The organism is Neobacillus terrisolis (genome assembly GCF_051233475.1).
Lineage (GTDB): Bacteria > Bacillota > Bacilli > Bacillales > Cytobacillaceae > Bacillus_BU.
The window spans coordinates 103,695-118,029 of record NZ_JBKFGH010000013.1; the positions used below are offsets into that span (position 1 = coordinate 103,695).

Annotated in this window: 12 protein-coding genes; 10 read left to right on the forward strand and 2 right to left on the reverse strand. The window is 42.7% G+C overall.

What is annotated here, in order from left to right:
• Window positions 1–385: 385 nt before the first annotated feature.
• The 5 genes from speE to ACI48O_RS09105 all read left to right on the forward strand — a co-directional run bounded on the left by speE (window position 386) and on the right by ACI48O_RS09105 (window position 4,816).
• On the forward strand, window positions 386–1,213 hold the full coding sequence (speE, locus tag ACI48O_RS09085; protein WP_435561470.1) for a spermidine synthase: 828 nt from the start codon (window positions 386–388) through the stop codon (window positions 1,211–1,213).
• 96 nt (window positions 1,214–1,309) lie between these two features.
• A complete protein-coding gene (speB, locus tag ACI48O_RS09090; protein ID WP_435561471.1) occupies window positions 1,310–2,182 on the forward strand; it encodes an agmatinase in 873 nt (290 codons plus the stop codon).
• Window positions 2,183–2,347: 165 nt separating this feature from the next.
• Window positions 2,348–2,794, forward strand: coding sequence for a YwiB family protein (locus ACI48O_RS09095; protein WP_435561472.1), 447 nt, complete (start codon window positions 2,348–2,350; stop codon window positions 2,792–2,794).
• The gene (gene argS / locus ACI48O_RS09100) at window positions 2,791–4,467 is read left to right on the forward strand and encodes an arginine--tRNA ligase (protein ID WP_435561474.1); all 1,677 of its coding nucleotides are present in this window, start codon (window positions 2,791–2,793) and stop codon (window positions 4,465–4,467) included. Before ACI48O_RS09095 ends, argS begins: the two co-directional genes overlap by 4 nt.
• Window positions 4,468–4,636: 169 nt before the next feature.
• Window positions 4,637–4,816 carry a XapX domain-containing protein gene (locus ACI48O_RS09105; protein WP_435561476.1) on the forward strand — a complete coding sequence of 60 codons (180 nt, stop codon included), beginning with the start codon at window positions 4,637–4,639 and terminating at the stop codon, window positions 4,814–4,816.
• A gap of 80 nt (window positions 4,817–4,896) precedes the next feature.
• Here the strand turns inward: ACI48O_RS09105 and uvsE are convergent, their stop codons facing one another.
• A complete protein-coding gene (uvsE, locus tag ACI48O_RS09110; protein WP_435561626.1) occupies window positions 4,897–5,853 on the reverse strand; it encodes a UV DNA damage repair endonuclease UvsE in 957 nt (318 codons plus the stop codon).
• A gap of 86 nt (window positions 5,854–5,939) precedes the next feature.
• Window positions 5,940–7,142: a cardiolipin synthase gene (gene cls, locus ACI48O_RS09115; RefSeq protein WP_435561477.1), complete on the reverse strand. Its 1,203-nt coding sequence runs from the start codon at window positions 7,140–7,142 to the stop codon at window positions 5,940–5,942.
• Between the two features lie 222 nt (window positions 7,143–7,364).
• On the opposite strand from cls, the gene ACI48O_RS09120 reads away from it, so the two are divergent.
• From ACI48O_RS09120 to ACI48O_RS09140, 5 genes are all read left to right on the forward strand, one after another.
• Window positions 7,365–9,476, forward strand: coding sequence for a (Fe-S)-binding protein (locus ACI48O_RS09120; RefSeq protein ID WP_435561478.1), 2,112 nt, complete (start codon window positions 7,365–7,367; stop codon window positions 9,474–9,476).
• A gap of 331 nt (window positions 9,477–9,807) precedes the next feature.
• Entirely contained in the window at window positions 9,808–10,995 is a 1,188-nt protein-coding gene (locus ACI48O_RS09125) for an acetyl-CoA C-acetyltransferase (protein ID WP_435561479.1), read from the forward strand.
• Window positions 10,996–11,049: 54 nt separating this feature from the next.
• Window positions 11,050–11,901: a 3-hydroxybutyryl-CoA dehydrogenase gene (locus ACI48O_RS09130; RefSeq protein ID WP_435561481.1), complete on the forward strand. Its 852-nt coding sequence runs from the start codon at window positions 11,050–11,052 to the stop codon at window positions 11,899–11,901.
• Window positions 11,902–11,935: 34 nt separating this feature from the next.
• Entirely contained in the window at window positions 11,936–13,072 is a 1,137-nt protein-coding gene (locus ACI48O_RS09135) for an acyl-CoA dehydrogenase (protein ID WP_435561483.1), read from the forward strand.
• Window positions 13,073–13,170: 98 nt separating this feature from the next.
• On the forward strand, window positions 13,171–14,310 hold the full coding sequence (locus ACI48O_RS09140) for an acyl-CoA dehydrogenase (protein WP_435561485.1): 1,140 nt from the start codon (window positions 13,171–13,173) through the stop codon (window positions 14,308–14,310).
• Window positions 14,311–14,335: the final 25 nt, after the last annotated feature.

Sequence of the window (14,335 nt, forward strand, 5' to 3'; positions counted from 1 at the left end):
GCGGAAGGCACGAGACTCCTGCGGGAGAAGGTGGCACGGGAGACCCCACAGGCGCACGGCGCCGAGGAGGCTCCCGGACTCCCCCGCGGAAAGGGAGTGCCTGGAGCGGAAATCAACAGGCTAGTTTTTTGTAAAAAAACAATATTAACAGTATGGAATAAAAAGGGTATTTTTAAACATTTTTGTTTGGGAAAAAAGCGGGCTAGTATTTTTGCTTTTTAAAGAGCAACTTGATTGGGGGAGTTCCCCAATTTCGACAAAAAAATCTAAAATTCTGCTTGCAATTTTGCTAGTTTCCACTATACTTTTTCTCATGTTTGTAATTATTCGGATGGGGAAAGATAATTGAATATAGGTACTATTTTTAATAGAGGAGGCGTTAAGAATGGGTCTTTGGTTTACGGAAAAGCAAACAGAAAACTTCGGGATCACAATGAAAGTGGAACGCACCTTACATACAGAGCAAACAGATTTTCAAAAGCTTGAAATGGTTGAAACTGCGGAATGGGGCAATATGCTTCTGCTTGATGGTATGGTTATGACCTCTGTTAAAGATGAATTTGTCTATCATGAAATGGTGGCGCACGTGCCTTTATTTACTCACCCTAATCCGGAGAACGTTTTAGTAGTAGGCGGAGGCGACGGCGGCGTAATCCGTGAAGTATTGAAGCATCCCAGTGTGAAAGTGGCGACGCTTGTTGATATCGATGGCAAGGTCATCGAGTATTCGAAGAAGTTCTTGCCCGAAATTGCCGGAATGTTGGATGATCCGCGTGTGGATGTGCAGGTTGATGATGGCTTTATGCACATTGCGAACAGTGATAATCAGTACGATGTAATTATGGTCGATTCGACTGAGCCTGTTGGTCCTGCGGTGAATTTGTTCACGAAGGGATTTTACGCCGGCATTTCAAAGGCTTTAAAGGAAGATGGTCTTTTTGTTGCGCAATCGGATAATCCCTGGTTTAAAGCGGATTTAATCCGTAACGTCCAAAGAGATGTTCGTGAAATCTTCCCAGTTACGCGGCTTTATATTGCCAATATCCCAACATACCCAAGTGGAATGTGGGCGTTTACAGTTGGATCGAAGAAATACGATCCACTAGAGGTTGCGGAGGACCGCTTCCACGAAATCGAAACAAAATATTACACAAAAGAACTACATAAAGCCGCCTTCGTATTACCAAAATTCGTCGGCGATTTACTAAAGTAAAGCAGTGGGGGACAGTCCCCCGTTGCTTTACAGCGGTGCCGTGCTGGGGGACTGTCCCCCACTGCGGTGCTGTATTATAGGAGGAGGAGACTTTTTATGCGTTTTGATGAAGCTTATTCGGGTAACGTGTTTATTAAAAGCCATCCGAGCTTTGAGGAGAGTCAGGTTGTTCTTTACGGAATGCCGATGGACTGGACGGTAAGTTATCGTCCTGGCTCACGCTTCGGCCCCGCAAGAATCCGTGAGGTATCGATTGGATTAGAGGAATACAGCCCTTATTTAGACCGTGAATTAGATGAAGTAAAATATTTTGATGCTGGGGATATCCCGCTTCCATTTGGGAATCCACAGCGCAGTCTTGATGAAATTGAGGAAGTCGTTTCCCAAATTCTAGCTGCTGATAAATTCCCATTTGGAATGGGTGGAGAGCATTTAGTAACATGGCCGGTTATCAAGGCGATGTACAAAAAATACCCGGATCTTGCCATCATTCACATGGATGCTCATACGGACTTGCGCGAAAGCTATGAAGGCGAACCGCTTTCACATTCAACGCCAATCCGTAAAGCCGCCAATTTAATTGGACCTGGCAATGTTTTTTCATTCGGGATTCGCTCAGGCATGAAGGAAGAGTTTGAGTGGGCGAAGGAAGTGGGCATGCATATTTCCAAGTTTGAAGTTCTCGAGCCTTTGAAGGAAGTTCTGCCAAAGCTTGCGGGCCGTCCGGTTTATGTTACGATTGATATCGATGTTCTAGATCCGGCTCATGCTCCAGGAACAGGTACAGTAGACGCTGGCGGAATCACTTCTAAAGAATTACTCGCTTCGATTCACGCAATCGCTAATTCAAATGTCAATGTAGTGGGCGCGGACTTAGTCGAAGTGGCACCAGTTTACGATCATTCTGAGCAAACTGTCAATACAGCAGCGAAGTTGATTCGTGAAATGATTTTAGGCTGGGTAAAATAAATTTTGTTTTTAAGCGGGGACTGGTTGATGGTCTCCGTTTTTTTCGGTTTCACTCCTTGCGCTTTCCAAACGGTAAATTTATACTAAAAAGGTTATAATAGATGAAAAATGCCCAAAAATATAGACAATCAAACGAAAAGCATACCAACAAAGGGAGTGTTGCCGTTGCCTGCTAAGATGACGACGGAACCAATACCGGTAAAAATAAACGTAAAAACGATGATTGATCATGGTGATCATACCGAAACGTATGAGTTAACCGCCTTTGGCCGTTACCAGCAAACCGCAACGGCGAGCTTCCTGCGATACGAGGAAGCAATGGAGGTTGGCCCTGTCAATACAATGATCAAAATGGCCGAGAACGAAGTGTTAATTCTCCGCAATGGAGCGGTCAAAATGCGGATGGTATTCCGGAAAGGACTGGCAGTATCCGGAACATACCATTCCCCACACGGATTGATGGAAATCATAACGGAAGCCAAATCAATTGACCATTCCCATAACAAAGAAACAAACGAGGGAATGATCAATCTGCACTATGACTTATCGATGCAAGCAACCCTTGCCGGTACATATCATCTCGAAATCAAATACGAGGAGGAACGTAAATGAATATTGCTGAACAGGTTCAATCAAAGCTAAAGCAAGAAATCAAACAAGCTGTTATCAAGGCGAAGCTTGCCTCAGACACAGAAAACAATATTCCTGATGTTATTTTAGAAACACCGAAGGACAAGTTACATGGAGATTATTCCACGAACATGGCGATGCAGCTGGCTCGAATTGCGAAAAAACCGCCGCGTGCTATCGCGGAAGAAATCATCCAAAACTTCGATACCTCAAAGGCGTCAATTGAAAAGTTGGAAATTGCCGGACCGGGGTTTATTAATTTTTACATGAATAACAGCTATTTAACAGAGCTGATTCCGTCAATTTTAAATGCAGATGAACAATACGGCGAAACAACCGTTGGGAATCATCAAAAAATCCAAGTGGAGTTTGTATCGGCGAACCCAACGGGGGACCTCCACCTTGGACATGCCCGTGGTGCAGCTGTCGGTGATTCGCTTTGCAATATTTTAGCAAAAGCGGGCTACGACGTTTCCCGCGAATATTATATTAATGACGCTGGAAATCAAATCAATAACCTTGCCCTTTCCGTTGAAGCTCGCTATTTCCAAGCGCTCGGCATGGATAAACCAATGCCGGAAGACGGCTACCATGGGGAAGATATTATTGGAATTGGCAAGCGTTTAGCTGAAGAATTTGGCGACAAATACGTGCAAGTGGATGAACAGGAGCGTTTTGACTTTTTCCGCGAGTACGGTTTGAAGTATGAAATGGAAAAGCTAAAGAAGGACCTTGAAAACTTCCGTTGCGGTTTTGACGTTTGGTATTCTGAAACATCGCTTTATCATAATGGAAAAATTGATGCAGCACTAAAGACGCTAAGAGACAACGGTCATATTTACGAGGAAGAGGGAGCCACTTGGCTTCGCACAACGCCGATGGGTGACGATAAGGATCGTGTTCTTATCAAACAGGACGGCTCTTACACTTACTTAACGCCAGATATCGCGTACCATAAAGATAAGCTTGAGCGCGGTTTTGAAAAGCTGATCAATATTTGGGGTGCTGATCATCACGGCTATATTCCGCGGATGAAGGCGGCAATTGAAGCGCTCGGCTATGACCGAGAGGCACTTGAAGTAGAAATCATTCAGCTTGTTCACCTTTATAAAAACGGTGAAAAAATGAAAATGAGCAAGCGGACCGGTAAGGCAGTAACGATGCGTGAGCTTGTTGAAGAAGTGGGCCTTGATGCGGTTCGTTACTTCTTTGCGATGCGCTCTGCAGACACTCATTTAGATTTTGACTTGGATTTGGCGGTTTCCCAATCGAATGAGAATCCAGTTTATTATGCGCAATATGCTCATGCTAGAATTTCAAGTATCCTTCGCCAGGGAGAAGAGCAAGGCTTAACCCTGGATGAGAATGCTGAGTTCTCGTTAATTGGGGCTGAAAAAGAAATCGAGCTGTTAAAGAAATTAGGCGAGTTCCCGCAAGCCGTTTCTGAAGCAGCGCAAAAGCGGATGCCACACCGCATTACCAATTATATTTTTGATCTGGCTTCCACTTTCCACAGCTTTTACAATGCTGAAAAAGTATTAGATCTTGAGAATAAACAAAAGACAAAAGCGCGTCTCTCATTAGTAAAAGCAGTGCAAATTACACTTCGTAATGCCTTGGCATTGATCGGGGTTTCTGCACCTGAAAAAATGTAAACCATGCGTAACGAAGGCTGTCCCATTTCGGGTCAGCCTTTTCTTCGTTTTTCTCAAAAATGGCAATAATTTCAGACAAACAAACTTAGATGGCGTGGAAAGCTAATCATATGGTAAAATAACAAAGGTGGGCTGACGTCTGACATCTCTAACCGAAGGAGGTTAAAATATGAAAATCATTGCTCTATCTTTAATAACTGGATTTCTTGTTGGGTTTATTTTTGCTTTATTTAAACTGCCAATCCCTGCTCCTCCTGCCCTCGCTGGAATTACTGGGATCGTTGGAATTTATTTAGGTTTTCAAATGTTTATCAAGATATCTCCATGGCTCGGGAATTTCCTTAAATAATTTTATTAAAAAAGCAATATTTGCAAGCGGTTGCACATAAATGCAAACTCACCAGAACAGGTGAGTTTTTTTATGTGGATTTATTTAAGCTCAATGCAAGTACCAGTTAATCTTTTAATACCACGCTGCTTGCTTAAGTCCTCGACAAGCCTTAATAACGCTTGATCCTTCTTTTTCGCTTCAATCATAAAATCGACATCGATGTTAATTTTTCGAACGGCTGCAAGCAGGGGCTCGAGAAACACGGGGTCAACGAAATCAGCATGGGAGCGAAACGCTTGCATTGTTTTTGGTGAGGAAATATGGATTTTGGGCGGGTTATTCTTGTATTGCCAAGTTTGGAATGCTGCTGGTAGGAGCTCTTCCAGCGTCTTTTCGCCGGGATTAGCAACATGGTGGTGATAGTCGAATACAAACGGGACCGCTTCCTTTTGGCAGGCTAATAGGGTTTCATCAGCAGTGTACGTCTTATCATCATTTTCAAGGGTCATAATCTTTTTAATATTGGAGGGAAGGGAGCGGAGATTTTCATAGAAACGATCAATAGTCTCCAGCTTGTTTCCGTAAGCCCCGCCGATATGAATATTAATGACAGCATTATCATTGACCCCCATCGCCTCAAGCATTTGATAATGATAGATCATATCTCTAATCGCATTGGCGGTAACCTCTTCGCGAGGGGAGGTAAATAATGTGAACTGGCTTGGATGAAAGCTGACCCTTAGCTTAAAGCGGTTCACCATCTCACCAATTTCCTGCCATAAGTTCCGAAGCGGGGTGATGAAATCCCAAGCAACTTCAGGATGGGTAGCCAAGGGGGCGATGGAGCTTGAAAAACGGTAGACCAATATTTGTTGTCCGACATTGTAATGTAGCATCCTTAATGTATTGAGTAAATTCGCCCGCGTTACTTCTAAAAGCTTTTCCTGTCGTTCCGCTTTCGGCAATTGTTTGTATCTTGTAAAGGTAAGTGCTTTAGCTGGCGAAGCGTCCCAAAGGCTGACTGCATGAGAAACGTATCCAAATCGGATAATCAACATTATCGCTCCTTTTTCGAAATCTCCAGGTTGGTTCACTGACCCAGCCGCCTATTTTGAATAACAGGCTACGAAATCTATCCAGGCTACAAAAATCGAGCCATTGGTTTAGCAATGGTCTCTTTCACCTTAGTTAGCAGACCTACATGGGTTAAATCAGCTAAAGACAGCTTTTTGGAGGTTTGCAGATCTTTATTTATGAACGCTTTAATCTTGGTAACGGTTGTTTGATCAGCAATAAAACAATTGATTTCATAATTTAAAAATAAGCTTCGCTGATCAAAATTTGTTGTCCCAATATCACAAATCCTATCATCAAAAAGCATCATTTTAGCATGATAAAACCCGTTCAAATATTGGTGAACCTCAACCCCGGATTTGATTAAGCGGCGAAAATACCAATAAGAAGCCTCCTGTACAAGAGCATGATCCGTAATACATGGGACAAGAATCGTAATACGGACACCCCGTTTTGCGGCAGCCAATAAATCATTAAATAATAATTTACTTGGAATAAAATAAGGAGTGCCAATGAAGATCGATTTTTTCGCTTCACGAATTCGTTTTGAAAAAATCTCCTCCATAAACGCACCTTCGGATGTAATCGCCTGGATAATAGCCGGACCTCCTTCCGCAGCCGGAAAATAATTATTTGAATAGGTCTCTTCATTTTGCCTTGTTTTTTGCCAATCTTGTAAAAACTGTGTCTGCAAATCATGGACTATTTCACCGGTTAATTTCATATGATAATCTCGCCATGGTGAAAGCTTTGGATCTTGATTGATGTATTCCTTTCCGACATTAAAACCGCCTAAATAGCCTATTTTTCCATCGATAATCGTTATTTTACGGTGATTACGAACATTTGCTGTATAAAACAAATAAGGAAGCTTCGGAACATGACAAAAAGAAAACTGAACATTTGCTTCCTTTAGCTTAGCAATCATTTGTTTAGACACTTTATTACTGCCAAGCCAATCGAGAAGGAGGCGAACTTCAACCCCTTCTTTTGCTTTTGCTGTTAATAATGAAAAAAATTCATGGCTAATTTTGTCATTACGGACGATATAAAATAAAACGTGGACGTGATGTTTGGCCTGTTTTATTTCGTCAAACAGGTCTTTGAATAAATCCGGTCCTTTGTTAAAAAACTCAACATTTCCGGGCCTAGCCGGATATTCTTTTCGGTCACTCGTAGCGACATGTTTTTTTCTCCCGAGCGTATAATCTAAATAGAGCCATATGACAAGAATGAATAAAAGTGCTAACACAAAAAAGACAGTTTTCACATCCATTCTCTCCTCGATTCATTTCCACATAGTTTTTCCGAAACGACAACTTCTATGTTCCATTCATAAAATAAATCGAAAGTTTAACAAATAAATCATTGACTGAATGCTCATTCACAATATAATAGAGTTAAGAGTAAAATTCAGAATATTTGCAAAGAATATAATATTCTGTCGAAATTACACGAATTTATAATTTAATCGAAAGGAGCGTGGGTTTTGATGAACGGATTGTTGTGGGCAAATCTTATAGCTTTTTTAGCTGTAACCGCTTACGCGATAAGCTTGTTTGTGTATGTAATCAAGACAAGAATCTCGTACATCAAGCTCGGGAAACAAGTAGAGTTTGACAATCGGGTAAAGGAAAGACTCGACAAAATTTGGGTAAACGTTTTTGGACAAAAGAAACTGATGAAGGATAAGAAGAGCGGAATTATACATGTTATGTTCTTTTATGGATTTCTTCTCGTCCAATTAGGGGCAATTGATTTTATTTGGAAGGGGCTTAAGCCCGGTTCCCATTTGCCGCTTGGACCACTATATCCTGCCTTTAATTTTTTTCAGGAAATCGTCACATTAGTGATATTAGTGGCTGTCGTTTGGGCCTTTTATCGCCGCTATATTGAAAAATTGGTGCGCTTAAAGCGTGGTTTCAAAAATGGTCTTGTCTTAATTTTTATTGGTGGATTAATGGTCTCCGTTCTGATTGGGAATGGAATGGGAATGATATGGCATGGTCATGAGGCTTCCGCTTCTGAACCAGTTGCATCTTCGATTGCTGCCCTTTTTTCAGGAATCGGTGAAACAGCAGCGATCGCCGTGTTTTACATTGCATGGTGGGCACATTTATTATTCCTGTTATCTTTCCTCGTCTATGTTCCACAGGGGAAACACATGCACTTAATCGCAGGGCCAGCCAATGTTTATTTAAACCGCTTAGATAAACCTGGGAAATTAAAGAAAATAAACTTTGAAGATGAGTCACAGGAATCATTTGGTGTTGGAAAAATTGAAGATTTTACTCAACTACAGCTTGTTGATTTATATGCCTGTGTGGAGTGTGGACGCTGTACAAATATGTGTCCGGCTACTGGAACAGGAAAAATGCTTTCGCCTATGGACTTAATGCTAAAGCTGCGCGATCACTTAACTAATCATGGTGCGGCAGTAACATCGAAACAGCCATGGGTGCCAACCTTTGCATTTGCTAATACAAAGGGAAATCAATTGGCATTAGCTGCCGGCAGTCAAGGTGCAGAGGAAGCGGCTGCTGCCCTTCAATATTCACCAAGTCTAATTGGTGATGTCATTACTGAAGAGGAAATTTGGGCTTGTACAACTTGCCGCAATTGTGAAGATCAATGTCCGGTAATGAATGAACATGTTGAAAAAATTATTGACCTTCGTCGCTATTTAACGTTAACAGAAGGAAAATTGGATGCAGACGCACAACGGGCAATGACAAATATCGAGCGTCAAGGCAATCCTTGGGGCTTAAACCGGAAAGAGCGCGAAGCATGGCGCGATGTCCGTGAGGATGTTGTCGTGCCAACTGTAAAAGAAATGAAAAAAGAAGGCGAAGAGTTTGAATACTTATTCTGGGTAGGCGCAATGGGCTCATACGATAACCGTAGCCAAAAGATCGCTCTATCTTTCGCTAAGCTACTGAATGAAGCAGGCGTGAAGTTTGCCATTTTAGGAAATAAAGAAAAGAACTCAGGCGATACACCGCGTCGTCTTGGCAATGAATTCTTATTCCAAGAACTTGCACAAAACAATATCGATGAGTTTGAAAAGAATGAAGTCAAGAAAATTGTAACGATTGATCCGCATGCTTATAACATTTTTAAAAATGAATATCCTGATTTTGGTTTGCAAGCAGAAGTGTTCCATCACACCGAGGTTCTTGCTCAGCTTGTAAAAGAGGGAAGACTGGTGCCGAAGTATGAGGTGAATGAGACGATTACGTTCCACGATTCCTGCTATTTGGGCCGTTACAACGAAGTATATGATCCACCACGGGAGATTCTTAACTCAATTTCAGGAGTTAAATTAGTTGAGATGGAAAGAAATCGCGAAACAGGAATGTGCTGTGGCGCCGGCGGCGGTTTAATGTGGATGGAAGAAGAAACAGGCCATCGTATTAATGTTGCCAGAACCGAACAAGCATTAGCAGTGAAACCGTCCGTCATCAGCGCGGGCTGCCCATACTGCTTGACGATGCTTTCAGACGGAACAAAAGCTAAAGAGGTAGAAGAAACCGTTCAAACTTATGATGTAGCTGAATTACTAGAAAAAGCGGTTTGTGGTGACCAGAAGGAACTAGTGTCGTAATTTAGGAGCAATAGGGAAGGCATCGGTGCCCCTTGTTGACCCGAAGTGCCTCCCTGCTTATTTGATGTCAACCGTAAAAAATGTCGAACATTTAATATTTAGAATTTTTGGTAAAATTATTCAAATTCGAGTTACTCTGAAGTAATATAAATGTATAAAGCGTTTTCAAAAGTTGCTCCTTTATCATATAAAACAATTACTCTCGTCTCTGTGTGTGTAGGTCTATTCATTCAATGCGTCTGTTTGCCTGATGATTGAGCGAGCGTTCAGTCACTTCACAGCATCAACGCATTATAGCCGGTGAATTTAAAGACAAGGAGTGGAATTTTGAATGGGGAAAACAGTTATTTTAAGCGGGGTTCGTACACCATTTGCTAAGTTTGGTGGAGGATTGAGCCAATTAACAGCAGCAGAGCTTGGAGGAATCGCCGTTAAGGCCGCTATAAATCGTGCAAACGTAAATTCCGAAGAAGTCGATGAGGTTATTTTAGGAACCGTTCTTCAAGGGGGCCAAGGACAAATTCCGTCTCGTCAGGCTGCTCGAAATGCAGGGTTACCTTGGGATGTTAAGACTGAAACGATCAACAAAGTTTGTGCTTCCGGAATGCGCAGCGTCACATTAGCCGATCAAATTATCCGAGCAGGAGATGAGGAAGTCATCGTAGCAGGTGGAATGGAGTCGATGAGTAATGCTCCATACTTTCTTCCGAAGGCACGCTGGGGATTAAGAATGAATGATGCGGCTGTCAAGGATCTTATGGTCCATGATGGTTTAAGCTGCAGCTTCACCGGTGTTCATATGGGAAGTTACGGAAACTTAACGGCAGAGGAGCTTGAGCTCAGTCGTGAAGAGCAGGATAAATGGTCATTTAGAAGTCACCAACGAGCTATTGATGCGATTCAATCTGGAAGACTTGCAGAAGAAATCGTTCCGGTTGAAGTGCCAAGCCGTAAAGGCCAGTCAACAATTGTTGAGCATGACGAGTCTCCACGAAATGACACTTCACTTGTAAAGCTTGCAAAACTTTCTCCTGTGTTTAACGGAGAAGGTACGATTACAGCCGGTAATGCACCTGGGGTGAACGATGGGGCGGCCGCTCTTGTGTTAATGAGCGAAGAGCGTGCTAAAAAAGATGGAAGAAAGTCTGAAGCGTTCATTGTTGGTCATGCAGCCATTGCCTTAGAGGCAAAGGATTTTCCAAAAAGCCCAGGTATTGTCATCAATGAGCTTTTAAAGAAAACAGGCAAAACGGTTGATGAAATCGACCTGTTTGAAATTAATGAAGCATTTGCTGCGGTTGCACTAGCAAGCAAGCAAATTGCCGGGATTGATCCTGAAAAGATCAATGTCAATGGCGGAGCAGTTGCTTTAGGCCATCCGATTGGTGCAAGCGGAGCCAGAATCATCATTACCCTTATGCATGAGCTCAAACGCCGGGGCGGAGGTCTTGGTATTGCGGCAATCTGTTCAGGCGGAGGCCAAGGTGATGCCATCATGATCGAAGTGCCGAAACAATAAACAATTTACAAATTACTATGCGCCACGCGCTTTTCTTGAGGAGGATATTATCTAATGAACGTTCAAACGATTATGGTTATTGGTGCCGGACAAATGGGCTCTGGAATTGCCCAGGTTTGTGCCCAAGCAGGCTACAAAGTCCTATTAAACGATATTAAACAAGAATTTGTTGAGCGCGGCCTTGGGGGAATCAATAAAAATCTTTCCCGCAATGTTGAAAAAGGGCGGATCACAGCCGAAACTCGTGATCAAATAGTAGCCAACATTACTCCTTCAACCAATCTGCAGGATGCCGAGTCAGCGGACCTTGTAATTGAAGCAGCTGTTGAAAACATGGAAATCAAAACAAAAATCTTTTCACAGCTTGATCAAATCGCGCCAGAACATGCTATTTTAGCAAGCAACACATCTTCGCTGCCAATCACTGAAATCGCAGCAGCGACAAACAGACCGGAAAAAGTAATCGGTATGCACTTTATGAATCCAGTTCCAGTCATGAAGCTTGTCGAAATCATTCGCGGTTTAGCGACGGCAGATGAGGTTTATCAAACAATTGAAGAGATCACAAAAACGTTAGAAAAGGTACCGGTCGAAGTTAATGACTTCCCAGGCTTTATTTCAAACCGAATCCTTTTACCAATGCTTAATGAAGCAATCTATTGCCTATACGAAGGAGTAGCATCAGTAGAAGCAATTGATGAGGTTATGAAGCTTGGCATGAACCATCCAATGGGACCACTAACTCTAGCTGATTTCATCGGTTTGGATACATGCTTATACATTATGGAAACATTGCATGAAGGCTTTGGCGATGATAAATATCGTCCTTGTCCACTACTGCGTAAATATGTGAAAGCTGGCTGGCTTGGTAAGAAATCAGGCCGTGGGTTCTATGTCTATGAGTAAGGCAGCGCAAACGCTACTTCAGGAGGGAATGGCAATGAACCTCAAGTTTACTGACGAACAAGAAATGATGCGCAATATGGTTCGCGATTTTGCCAGAACGGAGATTACCCCTTTCATTGAAAAAATGGAGCAGGGTCATTTTCCCCGAGAAATTTTAGCCAAAATGGGTGAATTGGGCTTAATGGGAATCCCTGTACCTGAACAGCTTGGCGGAGCAGAGATGGATTTTCTCTCCTACATTATCGCCATTAATGAGCTGTCAAAAGTAAGCGCAACGATCGGTGTCATCCTCTCGGTTCACACATCGGTTGGCACGAATCCGATCCTTTACTTCGGTACAGAAGAACAAAAGCAAAAATACGTTCCTAAGCTTGCCGCAGGAGAATATTTAGGTGCTTTTTGTTTAACGGAGCCGCAGGCAGGTTCGGATGCAGGTAGTATCAAGACGAGAGCAGTAAAGGACGGGAACGATTATGTTCTAAACGGCTCAAAGATTTTTATCACCAATGGCGGTGAGGCTGATGTGTATATTGTCTTTGCTGTCACCGATCCAAATGCAGGGTCAAAGGGCATCAGCGCCTTTATCGTGGAAAAAAATACTCCAGGGTTTATTGTTGGAAAAGATGAGAAGAAAATGGGTCTTCACGGTTCGCGCACGGTGCAAATCACCTTTGAAAATATGAGAGTTTCAGAGGCGAACCTGCTTGGTCAAGAAGGGGAAGGCTTTAAAATTGCGATGTCCAATCTTGATGTTGGCCGGATTGGTATCGCTGCACAAGCATTAGGGATAGCCGAGGCAGCATTAGAAGCCGCTGCAACCTATGCCAAAGACCGTCATCAGTTTGGAAAGCCGATTGCAGCTCAACAAGGGATTGCTTTTAAGCTTGCTGACATGGCAACTGCTATTGAAGCGGCAAGACTATTAGTCTATCGCGCGGCGGACCTTCGTGCAAAAGGGCAGAAATGCAGCCTTGAGGCATCGATGGCAAAGCTGTTTGCATCGAGAACAGCTGTTGAAGTGACAACGGAAGCGATTCAAGTACTCGGTGGCTATGGCTATACGGAGGATTATCCGGTCGAACGTTACTTCAGAGATGCAAAAATCACTGAAATTTACGAAGGCACAAGTGAAATCCAACGCATTGTAATAAGTAAACATTTAACAACATAACCTCATGTGACTTTTCATTCATATAAATTGAACTAGTTAATTCATAGAAATATCTGTATCCATAATTAATCTAATATATCCAAATGGGGGAAGTAACAATGAATTTCCAATTAACTGAAGAACATGAAATGATTCGTAAAATGGTCCGCGATTTCGCGCGCAATGAGGTTGCTCCAAGTGCAGCTGAACGCGATGAAAACGAACGATTTGACCGTGAAATTTTCGATAAAATGGCTGAGCTAGGCCTTACCGGGATTCCTTGGCCTGAAGAATACGGCGGAATCGGCAGTGACTACTTAGCATATTGTATCGCAGTCGAAGAACTATCTCGTGTATGTGCGTCTACAGGCGTTACTTTGTCAGCTCACACTTCATTAGCAGGTTGGCCAATTTTCAAGTTCGGAAACGAAGAACAAAAGCAAAAATACTTGCGCCCAATGGCTGAAGGTAAAAGCATTGGCGGTTACGGCTTAACGGAGCCAGGCAGCGGTTCCGATGCAGGCGGCATGAGAACAACTGCACGTCGTGAAGGGGATCATTATGTTCTTAACGGCTCAAAAATCTTCATCACAAACGGCGGCGTGGCTGATATCTATGTTGTTTTCGCGTTAACTGATCCAGAAAACAAACAAAAAGGCACAAGCGCATTTATCGTTGAAAGTGGTTTCGAAGGCTTCTCAGTAGGTAAGAAGGAAAAGAAACTCGGCATTCGTTCATCACCTACAACTGAAATTATTTTCGAAGATTGCAAAGTTCCAGTTGAAAACCTACTTGGTCAAGAAGGCGAAGGCTTCAAAATTGCCATGATGACTCTTGATGGTGGCCGAAACGGAATCGCTGCACAAGCGGTTGGTATTGCTCAAGGAGCTCTTGATGCTTCCATCGATTATGCAAGAGAACGCGTTCAATTCGGTAAACCAATTGCTGCTCAACAAGGAATTGGCTTCAAATTAGCGGATATGGCTACAAGTGTTGAAGCGGCAAGACTATTAACCTATCAAGCTGCTTGGCTTGAGTCAAAAGGTCTTCCATATGGTAAAGAATCTGCAATGTCTAAGCTTTTTGCGGGTGATGCGGCAATGAAGGTTACAACAGAAGCTGTACAAATTTTCGGCGGTTATGGCTATACAAAGGATTATCCAGTAGAGCGTTATATGCGTGATGCAAAAATCACTCAAATCTATGAAGGAACTCAAGAAATTCAACGACTTGTTATTTCCCGGATGATTACAAAATAATCAACTTTAATGCGGCTGGCAGAAG